The organism is Bacillus cereus, from assembly GCF_025917685.1.
Lineage (GTDB): Bacteria > Bacillota > Bacilli > Bacillales > Bacillaceae_G > Bacillus_A > Bacillus_A cereus_AT.
Genome location: NZ_CP089518.1, coordinates 3,610,736 through 3,625,910 on the forward strand (window position 1 = coordinate 3,610,736; position 15,175 = coordinate 3,625,910).

Genomic DNA, 15,175 nt, shown 5'->3' on the forward strand with positions numbered 1-15,175 from the left:
CGCCAGTAAGACCAGACTATATCATCATCTAAGCAAAAACAGATCCTAGATGCTCCCCATTTCCACTATCATTCGCTTATAGTGTACGTCTCTCGACTAGTCGTTACACCTTCATCTAACAAATCAAATTTGTACCCTTCTAAATGACGATATTTACTTTTTTGCCTATTAAAATCATCTTCTACAGAAATTTTCTTACCTAATAACTTTGTTAATAAATATAAACTTATTTTAAACTGCTTACTTGTTATTTCTTTCGTTTCATAGATTGTAACATTACCTAGATTATCAGTAACTTTAACTTTTACAGCGGCGGGATTTTTACCTCCTGCAATAGCTTGACCGTTTCCGTAATTCGGGTTATTAGCTCCACCTACGTCTATTTTTTCTCTAGCTATTTTTAAGTTTCTTTTGTGTTCTTCTGATTTCTTTTTTCCTTTTAACGCTTGGCTTATATTTAAACGCTCTTGTTCAGTTTTCTTACGTCCGTATATCGGACTTGAATCCCCACGTTTTCCGTACATTCCATTTCTTTTTCCAGAACGAGCTAGACTTTGCTTTCTGCGGGTTTCTTCTGACACAACCACGCCATAATTCGGATGTAACGATCCTTTCCGACCGTACATGTGGTTAAACTTTCCTTCTACCGCACCAAGTCCTCCATCATCTAAATTAACAAGTTTGTAGTTTAAAACATGCTTATATTCATAAATAAACCAAACTTCAGCATCATAAGCCTCTTTTTCGGTTAAATTATTAGATATGATAGCTACAGCTACCTCAGTTTTGTTTAAAATATTTTTAAAATACCTATTTCTACTTTTATCAATTTGATACGCTCGATTACCACTACCTTTTCCTACATAAAAAGGCTCGTTAGTATCAATCCTTATCCATTCATAAATATAAAATCTTCTATCCATACCCTCACTCCTAATACAATATCTTACAGCAATAGAGAGGATTATTGAATAATTAAAAGTAGTATCAACAGTAAAAATGACTCATCAATTTAAAATAATTAAATCATCTGTAAAAGGATGTCTGTCTAAATATACAAAGTAAATAACATCTTTGATTTATTAAATGCTTGGCACGGTATTGTCTCTATGACAGAGAGTTCCACCGTTTTAAAGGAGTTTTCTATGAATGTCACCACTCATAGGGACAATACTTTATCCAATAAATTATCGATATTCCAAGTACCTGTTTCAACCCCAGCTGCCATAATAGCTTGTACTTCTTCAGCTGTATAACCTGCTCTTGTAAGCTGTCCACCATATTCAGCGATAATATCTAACTGTTCTGGTGGAAAACCCATTTTCAATAAGGCATCAGCCATACCAAGAGCACCTTCTTGTGAAATACCTAGTTCACTGCCGATTTCATTTGTTTCTTGAATTAACTCAGTAAAATCTATACCTTCATAGGACTGTGCAATTGCTACTGCTCCCTTTACGATTGCTGCATTTGCTTCATCACTTACATCTTTATTTAAAGCCCATTGTCTACGCACACCAGCAAGCGATTCTTCCGCATCTAATCCATAAGCCGAAATACCTCTTATTGCATCCTCTACGGATTTTTTTGATGAATCTGGAACATCAAAAGCTATATCAATTTTCGTTTGTAGCTTTGACATATCCATAGCTTTTTCAATAGCTGTCGCAATTCCGCCACCAGCTGCTAATCCACCAATAACATTTTCTAATCCTATTTTTAGCCCTTCAAACTTTTTCTCTGTTCTCCCAGCTTCTTGTTGTAAATCCCTTAATTCATTTTGTACCTGTCGTATCGAATTACCAGCATCCACAGATCTTAGCGCACGTTGTAATTTATCAATATCTGTCCCTGCGCCTAATGCTTCTTTTCCGATAATTCCAATTGCTTGCTCTAACTGCTTACTTGTAGCCGTTCCGTTTCTAATTGCATTCACAAGACGATTTCCTAACGCTCCTGCAAAATCATCAACGCTTTTCCCTGTAGCTCTGAATAACGTTTCTAATTGTCTTGTGGAACTAGCTACACTTTCCTGCTCGGCTTTCATGTTTCCAAGCTTATTTTTCAGACCATTAAGAGACCCTTCTGTAAATTCAATCTCACGCCTGAACGCACGATATTGTTCTTCAGAAATTTTACCGTTTTGAAATTGTGCTTGAACTTGTTGTTCTGCTGCTTTTAATTTATCTAGCTTTTGCGTGGTATTTTCAATCTGTTGTGTAAGTAACTGTTGTTTTTGAGCTAATGCTTCCACATTACCAGGATCAAACTTTAACAACCGTTCAACGTCTTTAAGTTCTTTTGTTAAATCATTACTTCGTTTATTTACATCTTTTAAAGCATTTTGAAGACCAGTAGTTTCTCCACCAATTTCAATCGTAATCCCTTTAATTCTTCCTGCCATTTTCTCACCCCTTTCTTAGAATGAATCGAAGTCTTTTTGACCCGCTTTACGTGTTTTGTCTTTGTCTGGATTCTCCATTTCAGCGAATTCAGCAATATAATCAAAACAATCACCAACGGTCATATCTTCTAAATCCCAACGTGTTAATTTCGCTTTATAACAAAGAGCAAGGAACAAATCAGTGGTTAATTCTTCAGCACTGAATGTCCCTTGCTCTCCATTATTTTTCTTTATTTTTTTTTTGCTCCCATAGTAACCTGAACTAATTCCATGACTTCTGGCATAATTTCTTCAATCGGGAATTCTTCAAATTCATCCAGCCACGTCATAGGATCAGGAATACTTTGATCAGCCGTTTTAGCGTATAACCACGTCAAATCATAAATAAGCTCAAAATCCACGTTACTTAAATCTAAATTAGACACATCAATAGGTTGTTGTGAACCATCTGGTGAAGTTAAAGCATTAATTGCTCCTAACGCCATCAGATCTGCAAATAAATTACGTCTGAATTGCGCTTTGTATCGTTTAACTGTTGCCGCTGTAGCTTTTAATTTAACTTTTTGTCCATCTATAACAATTGTCTTTTCCATCTATATTAAGCTCCTTTTTTCATATATGCCGCGTTGTACCAGCCGTCATAAATTGCTTGAGTAGTTTTAGAAGTTGTTTTTGTTTTAACCAGTCGTTTTCCACCTGGTACTAAAACAATTGGACTTGAAACAAACTTTAGTTCATTTGTATTTGGTTCAGCTGAAGTTGTTTTTGTTTTAGATGCAATGGTTGGTCGACTCGCTGAACAGTTATACATAATGTGTCGAACTGCTTTTTCATCCCCATCAAATTCAAATAACAGTGCAAATGGTTTTCTCTTTGCATTTGCAACTTCGTTTAACACACCGTCTGTTTCATCTAATTGCTCTCCTAACACGTCAATTGCAAATTGTTCTGGAATATTAGCAATTCCCAACGTGCCATCATAACCTTGGTTATTGTCTGCTGAATAGTAAACCATATCGTCCGCATAAAATTCCGTTAACTCACCCTTAGGTTCAAAGGTTAATTCAACTCCACCTGGCATTGGAATTGGAACTCCAAATTTAGCCGTACCATTTGTTACATCTAATAATGCATAATGAACATTTTTTAAACCGAAAGTAACTTTGTTCATTTATATCAACCTCGTTTCATATAATTTTTGATACATTTTTTCAGATTCAATAACCCCTTCCAATGGCGAGTCATAAGGAATCTCATGATCGCCCAGGACCTTTTCAAGTTTGGCTTCTGCAACTAAATCTTTCTTAGTTGTGTAAAGCTCTATATTTAAATCATTAATCTTGTGATAAACCTTGTTATCAGCCATTAAATTCGCTGAACCGTCCACAAGAAAACAAATATATGGCGGTTTTGGTACTTGGTTACCTGGTGTTGCTGTGAAATGCGAATAAGCTACAGGATAACCTGTAGCTTCAAGGATTTTTGTTATTTCACCTAATGTCATTGTTGAACCGCCCTTTCGATGCGTCTTGGCAATTCATCAATTACAAACTCTTCAACTGGACGAATATGCACTTGTGCCGGAACACGTCCACCACTAACTTTTGCATGTCCATTTTCTAAAAGGTGTGTTAATTGTCCTTTTGTATTATGAAGAACAACACCTTTACCTTCTTTCTTCTTACGCCACCTTTTACGATAAGTACCTGTTTTTTTAGGACTATTTTGCTTTAATTTATCTACAGCAATATCCCCTATTTCTTCGATTTCATTTTCTAAGTTTTCTTCCACGACATTCGCATACCTTTGTAATTCTCTAGCAATCTCACTCGCAAAATCATTCATATTAAGTATGCTCCTTTGCGATAATGGTCAATGTTTGATACATTTCATCATCATTCATTGGTGGTTCGATAATATCAAAGATACGATTCTTCATTTTGATCCGCATTTCTTCTGTAATTCCCGATGTATAAGGGATAACAAACCGATAAATCCGAGTAGCCTGTGAAGCTGAAGCTTCAATATACTCGGAACCTTTTACCGTTTTTATCATCGACCAGGCTTTTTTAACTTCTTGCCAATCTGTTTCAATTGGCTGATTCAATTCATCTTTTATTACTACAGGTTGTTCAATGATAATTCGATTTCTACAATCACCTGTATTCAGTGGCTTTTTGTATTGAAAAGGACGCATCTTATTCACCGTCCAGTTTGATTTCTTCTAAAGCTTTTGCAATGCCAAAACTATTAATTTCGGTTAAAAAATTCTTAGTAAAATACTCAAGCGCATCATTATAAACATAACGAGAACGCTCAAAAACTAGTTCTTTGAACGTCTCATCTTTGTTTATGTCATACGATCCACACACTTTTATTAAAGCTTCATTGGATGCAAAAAGGATACGTCTCAGGTTATCGTCTTCATCATCACCTAATCGCATCCTATCTTTGAATTGCTGTAATATTTCATTTGAAATTACTGTTTCCATTTACATCATTCCTTATTTAGTTGCTGGTGGTGTTTCCTCAAGGCTTAATGTGTAAACTTGTGAAGTATATTTGTCCTTCGGCTTACCCGTAGCATATTGTTTAGCAATATAAAGTGTTGCATCTTCTAAAGCTAATGTTTCTTCATACTTTTTAATTGGTTCAGTTCCACCCATCGCTGCAATATACTCTCCTTTAACAAAAAACAGCACCTTACCTTGAGGTACAAACACTGATTCTGTAGGAGTTGGATTGAACGGTAAGCTTGTCACATACACTCCAGCTGCATTTTGAATTGTTGCATTTGCTTGGATATCAAAAGTATCAAACGGATTTGTTACCATAACTACTTTCCCAGCAATATTTTTTGGTCTGTCTGCATCAGTTTTACCATCAGGACTTAGCTTTTTAGCCAGTAATTTAACAACTCCTTTTAATTCATTGATTGTTTTTCGACCTGGTTCAAATGTTAAAGTCCCTGCTGTTTTTTTATCTGGATATACTCCTCCGACAACACTTCCACTTGGATCTTTTAACAATCCAATAGGTTCATCTTTACCTGTACCAATTACGAATCCACGTTCTAAACCAACAGACATAGCTTCTGAAATCATTGTACGAACATAGCGTTCCACCCACACTGGACCAAGTTTAAGCATGTCATTCGCCAATGGGATAAATGCCGTTAATTTAAGTTGAGAGATAGACTCTTTTCGGAATGTGGCATTTAGTTGTCCTTTAATATCACCGAATAATGGTCCCCATACAGCCGCACCTTCTGGATCTCCATAGATAAATTCTGTCACAGCACCTAAGTTTTCTAATCCGATATGTGCTAACAACGGATGACCTTGAACTAAATCATCAAAAATTCGTTCTTGTGTTGTCTTAGGTAATGTTTCAGTATCTTTAAATCCACCATCTTGAACTACTACATTGAAGAATTTCATTTCCTCACTTGTTAATACGTTAGAACCTCGAGACTGCATAATAGAACGATCTACAATAGATTCATTGACTTGATTCAAGATATCCGAACGAACATCTGTAGCAAGTGCTTCAATCATAGAATTTAATGCTGCTGTTTGTTCTTCTGGTGTACCTTCCTGTGTCGCTTTCGCAAAAGCTAGTTTCTTCTCTTCAAAATTATTAAATTTAATAACCATATTTTATTTTCCTCCTAAATTTAAAAAGAGCGTACTCAAATTCTGTTTATTAACAGGTTCTTGAATAGGCTCTTTTGGATTTTGATTATTTGGTTGTTTCGTATACTTAGCAACTAAATCTTCTTTGAAATTTTCTACAACTTCCACTTCTTCCTCTTCTTGCGTATCATCAATTTCAATTTCATCAGCAATTTCATCAGCTAAACCAAGAGCAACTGCTTCCTCTGCTGTTAGCCATGTTTCATCTTTTAATAGTTGCCTTAATTCTTCATCTGTTCCAACAAAACGTTTCTTATAAGATGCCGCTAAAGCTGAATCAATCTTTCGTAAATCTCGTGCTGTTTTTTCAAATAAATCTGCATTTCCATATTCAAAGGTACTTGCTTGATGAATCATCATCATAGTATTACTAGGCATAATGATTTTATCACCTGCCATTGCAATTACAGACGCGGCACTAGCTGCCCAACCATCAATATGAACTATAATTTCTGCACTATGCTGCTTTAATTGATTACAAATTGCTACACCATCAAAAGCGGAACCTCCACCAGAATTAATATGAACGTGAATTTTTTCTGCTTTAACATCTTGAATTTTTCTTCTTACTGCTTCAGCATTATTTTCACTAAACCATCCACCAATTGACCCATAAACAGTTAATTTGTATTCATTTTCACCTTTAGCTTCAAAACGAATATCTCGTTTTAAGTTCAAAAGCTTATTCATATTCACATGCTCCATCATTTCTCACCCCCTTCAGATTCATTTAATTTTGTATAGTTCTTCGTAATATGATGGATATTTAGATTTGGATCATCCGACTCCTCATAATCTACTTCTGAACGAATTTCATTTCCTGTAAATGCACTTGAAGAAATAAGTTTATCAATACTTGTCGCAAGATCAAATATACTTTGATAGGAAACAGCCTTAACCTCAATTTTTCGTCCTAAAAGATATTCACTCATTTCAAAGAATTTAACGTTCGCTTCATCAGATAGCTTTTTTAATAATGGCCGTACTGTGAAAAGCATATAATTTTTCGTTTGCTTTTCTACATCAGCCATTTCTCCATATATCAGAGCTATAGGAATACCAATTGCCATAGCTACTTGATTCAAGAAACCATTTGTTACTTTATTGATTTCTTCCACACTTGGACCATTTGCAACACCATTGTATATCTCGTTATAATTAATACCTTTTTGCTGTGGAACAATAGCTATATCTTTCGAACCAATTGACTTATACATGTTGTCTATAAACTCTTGTAACTTTGCTATTTGTTCCTCAGTTTTAGCACCAATCATATCCATATCAACCGTGCCACGAACTTGATTTTTACGTTTCTGTGAATTTAGTATCCTACCAAATAAATCACCGTAATCTGCAAACAATCCATCAATAAGTGGAGATAATTTATCATTCCGATACTTCAAATGAATAACTTCGCTTTGCTTAAAACTTCTCTTAAACGTATAATCTTTTACCCTTACATCAGTAAAGGTATCTTCAAACACAGCATACTCATTATGTTGGAATCCATCTGCAATAAGTAAATCACCATCATCTGCTTGTATGACTAAACACTCATTATCATAAATAAGTTTGCGAACAAACCTTTCCCAAAAGGTACTTGCGGTCATATTCTTGTTTGGTCTTACATTTAATCGATAATAAAGCTCATCCTTCTTAAATACTTTACCATTTCTTACTCTAAATTCAGATTGACTAATCGTCCTTCCTAAAAATGAGACACATGTATCAATTGCTAAACGTTTCATATGAAGCCTGTTTGCTGTATCAGTAATTATGTCCAGATCCAACATGAATTCTAGTTCTTTATTTCTTTTAAATACTGAACCTAACCATCCAATGATTATCACCCCCTTTATTAGAATTTAATACCATCTAGCATAAAGTCGAATTCATCCACAAGAATATTATCCGCTTGCCATAACGCATGTATAAAAGCTTGGAATCCATCTGTTTTTCGCTTAAATTCATCTTTTTTCAGGTATTCTTTGTTGCCGTCTTTTTTGATGTGGACGTAGACGTTATTGGTGTACCAACGCATTAATGGATTATCCCCAAAAATAATACGATTGTTTGCAAATAACGTTTCAACTCTTGGTGCTAAAAGAGAATGTATTGCCTTTGGATTACGGATATACAACAATATAAATCCTTCAGCTTCAAGTGCCGTTTTAACAAGATCAAGACGGAATGTATCGGCTACAATCGTATTAACACCGTATAACTCACGCATTTTTACAAACCAATCTACAATGTGAGAGATATTAATAACTGGTTCATCCACAATAGTTAGTAAGCCATTTTCAGCCCATTCATATATAGGTGCTTTTAATTTCACCTTGTCCAAAAATCCCTTACGTACAAATGAATGACCTTTCCATATATAATCTTCACCATGTTTAAATAATAGACCAACCGCAGCAAAGTCTTTAATGCTGGCGAAGTCGAGTCCGCCTACAGCTACTTTATGTTTTAAATCTGGAACCTCTCTGAGCGTTTCCCCATCTTCTTCAAAACCAGTACGCATGATTTCTTCCCATGAAGCTACAGACTTTGTTAAATCTGTTTCAGGATAATTCATACGTTTTGTGATGAATTCTTCACGGTTTGAAGGATTATTTTCTAATTGTTTATATTGAGTTAATACCTTTTTAAATAATTGTTTAGCATAAGAACTTCTCGGCTCGCTAAACATCGGATTCGCTTTTTCCCATACATCAGGATTATCAATTTCTTCTGGATTATCTATTTTGCAAATAAAAGGAAATAATGGATCTTCTAAATCTTTTCCCTTTAGAATATTCATCGCTCGCTCTTTTGTTTTATCCAGAAATCCGTCGCGGACAAAGCCATCTGTACCAATAAAAAATTCTCTAGCATTTGGTACTTTTCCAAGTCCACTAGAGAACACATTTACTACATCAAAGTTTTCATATCGATGTATTTCATCGTAAATAACACAACCGTCACGAAGTCCATCCTTAGAACCAGCATTAGATGTATGATATTGCATAATGCTTTGAGTATCGTTACTCAGTATCTCTACCTTGGTTCGATAAAACATATCCTCTAGTATTTCTTTTCCTTTAATAGCATCATAGACTTCACGAAAAGAAACTTTAGCCTGCTTCTCGTTGTTCGCCACAATTGAAACATTGTATCGATTTATTCCATGCAACGGACTAATAAAGAAATGGCATAATGATGAAATTAAACCGTTTTTACCACCACCACGAGCCATCATAATTAAAAATTGCTCGTAAAAAACAGAATCATCTTCTTTATAGAAAAGAAAAACAAATGCTGTTAGGAACTTTTGGAATTCTTGCAATTCAAAGTACCATTTCTCAGTGAATTTTATATAGTCCTCATGCATTTCATTATCAAAATACAAATCATCGCGTATTAAGATGTATGTCTCCAGGTACTCAATTAGCATTATGCGCTCTTTATTCAGCTTAATTTTCCCTGCGCGATACATTTCAATATATTCAGTGACATATTTATTTTGAATCATGTTAAATCTTTAATAGAGCGCACAGGTTTTGAAGGAACTTTCTTTTCTTCTGCCGATGCTTCTAATCCAAGTGCATCTAAAATCTTTATCATTCGATCATTTGTTTTATGTAAATCGTTAATAGAAGGATTGGATTTCGGACCATGCATGCCAGATACTTTTATTCCTGTTTCTTCAATATCATCAACAAGAATACACTTTAAATCCCACAACGATAAATAGTCTTGAATTAAGTCAGTATAATGATTTCCTACAATCTTCTTTTCTTTCAATTGGTTTGTTAGATCCTTTTCAATCCTTTTTCTCATTGTTTCACGCTTCACTCTAGCCACAATATCCCTCCCTTCTGATTTACATCATTTCCCAATTTGATATAACGCGCGAATTTGGTTATAAATTTGAAAAATCGACCCCCTCCTCCGGTGCCCCTTAGAGCAATTTTTGATGAAATAATTTAAGGGGGGTATCATTATCGAATCATTTTTACCACTTTTCATCATTTTCCCATTTATTGATTTTCTTTTTGAATGTTCTACCGTGTTCTTTATTATGGCAATCCACACAGATTGTTTCGAGATTATCTATTTCTAATGCAAGTTCAGGATAATCTTCAAGCTCTTTGATATGATGGACAACTAACTGTATCTTCTTACGCTTGGCACTCTCACTGTATTCATTGGTGTCTGTTTGTACTCGACCGTTGCGCTTACACTCCTGACACTCATAGTTGTCACGCTTCTTTACTTGTTCTCGTATACTCTTCCACTCACCACTATCATAGAACTTACGCTTCTGTTGTTTGGTTTTGTATTGCTTCACTGTTCTTCATCTTCTAATATCTTATGAATGAATTTACTTACAACACTTTTACCAGCTTCCTTCATTTGATTTAATGTTGAGTTACTGACTATGTTATCTAATTCATTATCTATTTGTTTTAATAAATCATTACCTTTATCAAGTTCTTCCTCATCTAACCCTTGAATGAATGCACTAAGAGCAATTGCTACCTCTAGTTTAGTTAGTTCCATTTACCTTCACTCCTTATCGTTTAATAGATCATCCATCAACTTACTAATTAAATTCGTTATGGCTTCTTTCTTTTCTTCAGGTTTTGTTCTCTTATGTAATTTATTTAGAACTTTCACTACTGGCCGTAATGATTCTAACTCCACACAATCTTCAAGCTTATCTTCATCAATAGAATTAAGGATTGTTCCAAGAGCAATTGCTTTCTCAAGTTTAGTTAATTGCATCTGTCTCACTCCTTACTATTAATGAATTCATCCATTGCCTTACCAAGCAAACTAATCATCGCTTCTCTCTTTTGCTTTGGTGTTGTGTTATCTTCTAACTCGTTAAAGATTGGAATTGCACTTTCTAATTTCTGTTTATCAATACGCTCATTTATAAGGTCCTGTCCTAACATTGAAATGAATGTACCAATTGCAACCGCTTGTTCTTGTTTAGTTAGTTTCATTTATCTCACTCCTTAACCAAAATAAAAAGCACCCGAATGGATGCTTTAACAAATTATTTATTCAATTTCTTTAATTAATTTATATAATTCATCTCCAGCCGGATTTCTTTCAAAATTAACACTATCATTATCAAATGTAACAGGGCCTAAAGTTAAAATTTGAAAACTATTTATTCGCATTAAAGAAGACCTAAGTGTTTTATATTCCTCACTTTTCATAACCCTTTTCTCTTCTTCTATCAAACGTGCTTCTACTTGTGATGAATTATTTATCAATTGTTCATATTCTTCTTCAGATATAATTAGCAGTAAACGCTTAGTATTTACCCTCGTTTTTTGGGGATAAGCCTCAAAATGTGAATATATTTTCTTAAAGCTATCAATATCCCAATTATTCATGTTTTTTAGACCATTAATAAGAATCCAATCATTATAATTAAATTGTCTTTCCTCTTTCATTACTTGCCCAGCTATAATTCCTAATAGCTTCGAGGAAGTATCTGATACAGTTTTTGTTGCTTCTTCTAGAATATCTAAAACTAAAAGTCTATTTACATTTTTATTTAATAACTCATTTAGTTTTTGCAAATCATCAGAAGTAAGTTCTTCTCGAGAGAGAACCTTCATCCCTAATCCTTGAAGAAATTCTTTACACTTTTTCTCTCTTCTTTTATTCATCCAGTTATTTGCTAAACGTACATAAGGACTATATTCAGAAAGTGTATCAACTAATTCATGACCATTCTTTAATAAATCTCCTGCGGTTTCAAATACATCATCTTGTTTATTTATTAAATCTAGTTTGTCCTTAATACTCATACCATCCACTCCCTTATTAGAAATTACTTCCAAAATTATATTACAACATTTCTATACAGGAATAAATTATAAAAAGAACAACCTTATATCAGTTGTCCTTTCGTCAAAATCGTATGTTATTACTAAAAATACGGTAAATGAAGTTTTATTCTTCTTCCAACCACCTAATGTTGTTTGCGTTTATCTGTCCCAGCAATATTAAGTAACTGGAAGAAGAGCAAAAGCCCTTCTCCGTTTACACAACAGATTTTGACTTTGGAATTGAAAACAAGAAACAACATCTCATTCAATCCTCAACCATCACCCATAGCCTAACGATCCATTTGAATTATAAAGGAACGTGAAAAAATGTTTTCCGCCACTTCTCACAATACAAATATATCACGTTCATTCCAAAACAACCGGCACATTTACTGCCAAAAAGCGGTCACGACTCCGCCACTTATTTCAATTCGCTAATAATCTTTATTTTCCTAGACAACCCCACTGCAACAGCCATAAAGAATAAATTGGATTTTTATTTAGGCATTATGCTTGATCTGATTGTAGAACATGTAATGGAGGCGGAATAATCCAACCTTTTTTCTTATTCAGACGAAGTAATATAGCTCCAGCTTGTGCTTTTTTCATATGAAATTGACCAAACATCATTCCTACATCTTCTCGAAGAGATTGACCCATAGCTTGGCTACATGCTACTAACCCAGCAGCAAGATCCATAGAAACTTTTGCAGCAATTTCTGCATCATTAATGCGAGCTCCAGGAGGAATCGTTTCAATAGATGCAACTGGTCTTTCTGGAGGTGCTGGTGGTAATGCAACACCATTCAATTTTAATATATTTTTTAATTCTTCAACTTCTGATTGGATATCATTCTCTACAAGGTTTTCTAAAAATTTCTTTAAATCCTCGTCTCCTGTGTGGTTAATAAGAACTTGATATCCAGCAATTGCGCCTTGTGCCGCTGCAAGATAACTCCAAATCCCAAAGACTTCTCCGTAGTGCATTGGTTCATTTTGTGGATTTCCACTTAAAATACCCATAAAAATATTCCTCCTTAAAGAAATTAGACTTTTAGCAACAATACTTACTATAGAAAAAATTTTCCCAATCATGTTCTTGATTAAAGAAAATAAGTTCTTATAACTCATAAGGAACACCTTACCCAAATATAGTAATTACCTCTCATAGAATGTACCGTTACCAAAAATTTATACTTATAAAGAATAAATACATTTCAATTAACTTAATCCATCACTTACCCATATCTTATATTTTGTGTAACTGACCCTTTCGCTAGAGCCCTTGATATTCATAGCTTCATAAGCCTTCCCTTTTTGAGTTACACAACACATAAAAAATGGGTAATTATAAAAATAAAAAAATAAAAAGGATGTTGCTATATTTTAAATTTAATCATAGCTTTATCCATCGCATCTTGATTGACACCTATGTATCTTAACGTAACCCTTTCAGATGAATGATTAAATATCTCCATAAGTAAGGCAATATTCTTCGTCTGCATATACATGTGATATCCAAATGTCTTACGTAATGTATGTGTACCTATCTCATCCAATCCAAACTCTGCTGCTGTACTTCTAAGTATCTTATATGCCATGCTGCGTCCAATCGGTTTATTCTTTCCTTCACGACTCTTAATTAAATACTCATTGTCATCTCTTTCTTCAATGTACCAACGTAGTTCTCTTTTTAATGCTGGAGTCAATTGAATACGTTTCTGTTTGCCTGTCTTCTTTTCTCTCATTGAAATATGACTTCCTTTTAAATCACCAACTCTTAACTTTAAAATATCACTAATCCGTAAACCTGTATTAATACCCATTACAAACAAAATATAATTACGTTCATTGTTTTCCTTCAGATATTCTTTAATCTGCTGTATTTGCTCCGGATCACGAATAGGTTGAACAAAGTTCATAGATCCTCCCCTCCATTTTGCTTTTCTATTTCATACGCTTCTAATCTAAGAGCAAAAGCTAAATTATAAAATGCTCTGGACTTCCAACGACGATAAGTACGTTCAGCCATTCCAATCTCGTTATAAATCATATAATCACATACGTCTTCTTCTTCTAAATAACGCTTTTTAATGATATCCCTCTGAATTCTTCCTGCACGTCCATTACCCAAACGACTTAAAAATTGATCAATGCGGAATGACATATTTTCAAGGTATTGCTCACGTTCACTACGCTTTATATTTTCTAAAGCTACATCTTCTAATGGGTTTCCTACTGTATTTGTAGGGCCATGATATCTCACTTCATATGAAGGAGTGACTTTCATTTCTTCTCGAACCATTCCGAACTGTTTGTAAATACGTACTTCTTCAAGAAGGCTTTCTAATTTCCCTTGTGTTGCTGCACGATCAATTTTAGATAAGAAAGTTAATTGAGTCATATATAAACGCTCCTTGTCTATTTTGTTAATAAAATACAAAAAAGCAGACACCAAACTATAGAGCAATATCACTAATGCTCTTTATAGTTTGATGTCCGCTGGTTCTTCCAGTAGGACTAAATGTGTAATTGGTATTATTATATCATTTTCTCATATTTTAGTAACTTTCTTATTAGAAAAGGATTATTTTATTAGGTTTTCTAACAACCTTCATTTTTAAATTTTCAGATCCAGATGCACATCTAGACTCATAAACCATATGCTAATTTAAATACTTTCTAAGAAAGTAGGTGAAAACAATGCCCTCTGTTGTTGGAAATATGGTTGTACAAAATAGTAACGGCTCTTTCAACTTAGGTGATTTTTATAACGTTTCTCCAAAGGAAAATACAAAAGCTTATAATGGTTCGGGTTCATCAAATGTTGCTTTTGTTGCCAATACCTTTAGCGGTGTTAGTGCAACAAACACATATGATTCTGATATTGCAGACCAAAACCAAGTTGGGACAGTCTAGAATTGTTCATTTCCCTCTTCCTCCCCTGAATAAAACTAAATATTCCGGCAATACTGTAGACAACCCATTCTCCAATTCCTCTGGAGCCGAGCAGTTAGCTTTTGCTAGCTGCTCTTTTATTTTAATTAGCTTGTCACCATTTGATAGGGCAAGCATATATTATGGATATGGAAACTTTTCACTCATAGGGCCCTCCCTACAAAGAGCACTTGTATACGGTACTCTTTTTTGTGCGAAGATTTTCTACAAAATGAAATTTTTATTAAGTTCCCTTTCGTTCCCGCATAACATTTCCAATTACGTTTATACTATAGCTGTAA

Annotated in this window: 21 protein-coding genes and 1 pseudogene; 1 reads left to right on the top strand and 21 read right to left on the bottom strand. The window is 34.3% G+C overall.

The features are described from left to right. Positions 1–68 precede the first annotated feature (68 nt). The 21 genes and pseudogenes from LUS72_RS18615 to LUS72_RS18715 all read right to left on the bottom strand — a co-directional run bounded on the left by LUS72_RS18615 (position 69) and on the right by LUS72_RS18715 (position 14,340). Positions 69–923 carry an NUMOD3 domain-containing DNA-binding protein gene (locus LUS72_RS18615; RefSeq protein WP_264447816.1) on the bottom strand — a complete coding sequence of 285 codons (855 nt, stop codon included), beginning with the start codon at positions 921–923 and terminating at the stop codon, positions 69–71. A 254-nt stretch (positions 924–1,177) separates the two neighbouring features. Beyond that, positions 1,178–2,404: pseudogene (locus LUS72_RS18620) on the bottom strand (DUF2207 domain-containing protein); the annotation flags it as partial. A 230-nt stretch (positions 2,405–2,634) separates the two neighbouring features. Further along, positions 2,635–2,997, bottom strand: a complete 363-nt coding sequence (locus LUS72_RS18625) for a hypothetical protein (protein WP_264447820.1) — start codon at positions 2,995–2,997, stop codon at positions 2,635–2,637. Positions 2,998–3,002: 5 nt separating this feature from the next. After that, on the bottom strand, positions 3,003–3,575 hold the full coding sequence (locus LUS72_RS18630; protein WP_264447822.1) for a major tail protein: 573 nt from the start codon (positions 3,573–3,575) through the stop codon (positions 3,003–3,005). Beyond that, positions 3,576–3,908 carry a hypothetical protein gene (locus tag LUS72_RS18635; RefSeq protein ID WP_264447824.1) on the bottom strand — a complete coding sequence of 111 codons (333 nt, stop codon included), beginning with the start codon at positions 3,906–3,908 and terminating at the stop codon, positions 3,576–3,578. Continuing rightward, positions 3,905–4,249, bottom strand: a complete 345-nt coding sequence (locus LUS72_RS18640) for an HK97 gp10 family phage protein (protein ID WP_264447826.1) — start codon at positions 4,247–4,249, stop codon at positions 3,905–3,907. The genes LUS72_RS18635 and LUS72_RS18640 overlap by 4 nt, the downstream gene beginning before the upstream one ends. A gap of 1 nt (position 4,250) precedes the next feature. Then, a complete protein-coding gene (locus tag LUS72_RS18645; RefSeq protein WP_264447828.1) occupies positions 4,251–4,601 on the bottom strand; it encodes a phage head closure protein in 351 nt (116 codons plus the stop codon). A 1-nt stretch (position 4,602) separates the two neighbouring features. Continuing rightward, entirely contained in the window at positions 4,603–4,896 is a 294-nt protein-coding gene (locus LUS72_RS18650) for a hypothetical protein (protein WP_264447830.1), read from the bottom strand. Positions 4,897–4,908: 12 nt separating this feature from the next. Beyond that, entirely contained in the window at positions 4,909–6,060 is a 1,152-nt protein-coding gene (locus LUS72_RS18655) for a phage major capsid protein (protein ID WP_264447832.1), read from the bottom strand. A 3-nt stretch (positions 6,061–6,063) separates the two neighbouring features. Then, positions 6,064–6,804, bottom strand: a complete 741-nt coding sequence (locus tag LUS72_RS18660; protein ID WP_264447834.1) for a head maturation protease, ClpP-related — start codon at positions 6,802–6,804, stop codon at positions 6,064–6,066. Beyond that, complete coding sequence (locus LUS72_RS18665; RefSeq protein ID WP_264447836.1) at positions 6,804–7,949, bottom strand: phage portal protein; 1,146 nt, start codon at positions 7,947–7,949, stop codon at positions 6,804–6,806. The genes LUS72_RS18660 and LUS72_RS18665 overlap by 1 nt, the downstream gene beginning before the upstream one ends. Before the next feature lie 8 nt (positions 7,950–7,957). Further along, a complete protein-coding gene (locus LUS72_RS18670; protein ID WP_264447838.1) occupies positions 7,958–9,616 on the bottom strand; it encodes a terminase TerL endonuclease subunit in 1,659 nt (552 codons plus the stop codon). Then, on the bottom strand, positions 9,613–9,948 hold the full coding sequence (locus LUS72_RS18675) for a P27 family phage terminase small subunit (protein WP_098290793.1): 336 nt from the start codon (positions 9,946–9,948) through the stop codon (positions 9,613–9,615). The genes LUS72_RS18670 and LUS72_RS18675 overlap by 4 nt, the downstream gene beginning before the upstream one ends. Before the next feature lie 151 nt (positions 9,949–10,099). Beyond that, on the bottom strand, positions 10,100–10,435 hold the full coding sequence (locus LUS72_RS18680) for an HNH endonuclease (RefSeq protein ID WP_264447843.1): 336 nt from the start codon (positions 10,433–10,435) through the stop codon (positions 10,100–10,102). Further along, positions 10,432–10,647 carry a hypothetical protein gene (locus LUS72_RS18685; protein ID WP_264447845.1) on the bottom strand — a complete coding sequence of 72 codons (216 nt, stop codon included), beginning with the start codon at positions 10,645–10,647 and terminating at the stop codon, positions 10,432–10,434. Before LUS72_RS18685 ends, LUS72_RS18680 begins: the two co-directional genes overlap by 4 nt. Positions 10,648–10,653: 6 nt before the next feature. After that, the gene (locus LUS72_RS18690) at positions 10,654–10,872 is read right to left on the bottom strand and encodes a hypothetical protein (protein ID WP_264447847.1); all 219 of its coding nucleotides are present in this window, start codon (positions 10,870–10,872) and stop codon (positions 10,654–10,656) included. 5 nt (positions 10,873–10,877) lie between these two features. After that, positions 10,878–11,096 (bottom strand): hypothetical protein, encoded by a 219-nt coding sequence (locus LUS72_RS18695; RefSeq protein WP_264447849.1) that lies wholly within the window; start codon positions 11,094–11,096, stop codon positions 10,878–10,880. Positions 11,097–11,153: 57 nt separating this feature from the next. Beyond that, on the bottom strand, positions 11,154–11,915 hold the full coding sequence (locus LUS72_RS18700; RefSeq protein ID WP_264447851.1) for a hypothetical protein: 762 nt from the start codon (positions 11,913–11,915) through the stop codon (positions 11,154–11,156). Positions 11,916–12,443: 528 nt separating this feature from the next. Beyond that, a complete protein-coding gene (locus LUS72_RS18705) occupies positions 12,444–12,959 on the bottom strand; it encodes a DUF3231 family protein (protein WP_000512143.1) in 516 nt (171 codons plus the stop codon). A gap of 356 nt (positions 12,960–13,315) precedes the next feature. After that, on the bottom strand, positions 13,316–13,858 hold the full coding sequence (locus LUS72_RS18710) for a site-specific integrase (protein WP_059037601.1): 543 nt from the start codon (positions 13,856–13,858) through the stop codon (positions 13,316–13,318). Continuing rightward, entirely contained in the window at positions 13,855–14,340 is a 486-nt protein-coding gene (locus tag LUS72_RS18715) for an ArpU family phage packaging/lysis transcriptional regulator (protein ID WP_264447858.1), read from the bottom strand. Before LUS72_RS18715 ends, LUS72_RS18710 begins: the two co-directional genes overlap by 4 nt. Positions 14,341–14,639: 299 nt before the next feature. On the opposite strand from LUS72_RS18715, the gene LUS72_RS18720 reads away from it, so the two are divergent. Next, a complete protein-coding gene (locus LUS72_RS18720; protein ID WP_264447860.1) occupies positions 14,640–14,855 on the top strand; it encodes a spore germination protein in 216 nt (71 codons plus the stop codon). Positions 14,856–15,175 lie beyond the last annotated feature (320 nt).

Bases quoted from the DNA above. Each gene is read 5' to 3' on its own strand.
- LUS72_RS18715 (WP_264447858.1), bottom strand. From the start codon at position 14,340: ATGACTCAATTAACTTTCTTATCTAAAATTGATCGTGCAGCAACACAA.
- LUS72_RS18670 (WP_264447838.1), bottom strand. From the start codon at position 9,616: ATGATTCAAAATAAATATGTCACTGAATATATTGAAATGTATCGCGCA.
- LUS72_RS18615 (WP_264447816.1), bottom strand. From the start codon at position 923: ATGGATAGAAGATTTTATATTTATGAATGGATAAGGATTGATACTAAC.
- LUS72_RS18645 (WP_264447828.1), bottom strand. From the start codon at position 4,601: ATGCGTCCTTTTCAATACAAAAAGCCACTGAATACAGGTGATTGTAGA.
- LUS72_RS18650 (WP_264447830.1), bottom strand. From the start codon at position 4,896: ATGGAAACAGTAATTTCAAATGAAATATTACAGCAATTCAAAGATAGG.
- LUS72_RS18710 (WP_059037601.1), bottom strand. From the start codon at position 13,858: ATGAACTTTGTTCAACCTATTCGTGATCCGGAGCAAATACAGCAGATT.
- LUS72_RS18685 (WP_264447845.1), bottom strand. From the start codon at position 10,647: ATGGAACTAACTAAACTAGAGGTAGCAATTGCTCTTAGTGCATTCATT.
- LUS72_RS18720 (WP_264447860.1), top strand. From the start codon at position 14,640: ATGCCCTCTGTTGTTGGAAATATGGTTGTACAAAATAGTAACGGCTCT.
- LUS72_RS18630 (WP_264447822.1), bottom strand. From the start codon at position 3,575: ATGAACAAAGTTACTTTCGGTTTAAAAAATGTTCATTATGCATTATTA.
- LUS72_RS18705 (WP_000512143.1), bottom strand. From the start codon at position 12,959: ATGGGTATTTTAAGTGGAAATCCACAAAATGAACCAATGCACTACGGA.
- LUS72_RS18635 (WP_264447824.1), bottom strand. From the start codon at position 3,908: ATGACATTAGGTGAAATAACAAAAATCCTTGAAGCTACAGGTTATCCT.
- LUS72_RS18640 (WP_264447826.1), bottom strand. From the start codon at position 4,249: ATGAATGATTTTGCGAGTGAGATTGCTAGAGAATTACAAAGGTATGCG.
- LUS72_RS18660 (WP_264447834.1), bottom strand. From the start codon at position 6,804: ATGGAGCATGTGAATATGAATAAGCTTTTGAACTTAAAACGAGATATT.
- LUS72_RS18700 (WP_264447851.1), bottom strand. From the start codon at position 11,915: ATGAGTATTAAGGACAAACTAGATTTAATAAATAAACAAGATGATGTA.
- LUS72_RS18695 (WP_264447849.1), bottom strand. From the start codon at position 11,096: ATGAAACTAACTAAACAAGAACAAGCGGTTGCAATTGGTACATTCATT.
- LUS72_RS18690 (WP_264447847.1), bottom strand. From the start codon at position 10,872: ATGCAATTAACTAAACTTGAGAAAGCAATTGCTCTTGGAACAATCCTT.
- LUS72_RS18655 (WP_264447832.1), bottom strand. From the start codon at position 6,060: ATGGTTATTAAATTTAATAATTTTGAAGAGAAGAAACTAGCTTTTGCG.
- LUS72_RS18625 (WP_264447820.1), bottom strand. From the start codon at position 2,997: ATGGAAAAGACAATTGTTATAGATGGACAAAAAGTTAAATTAAAAGCT.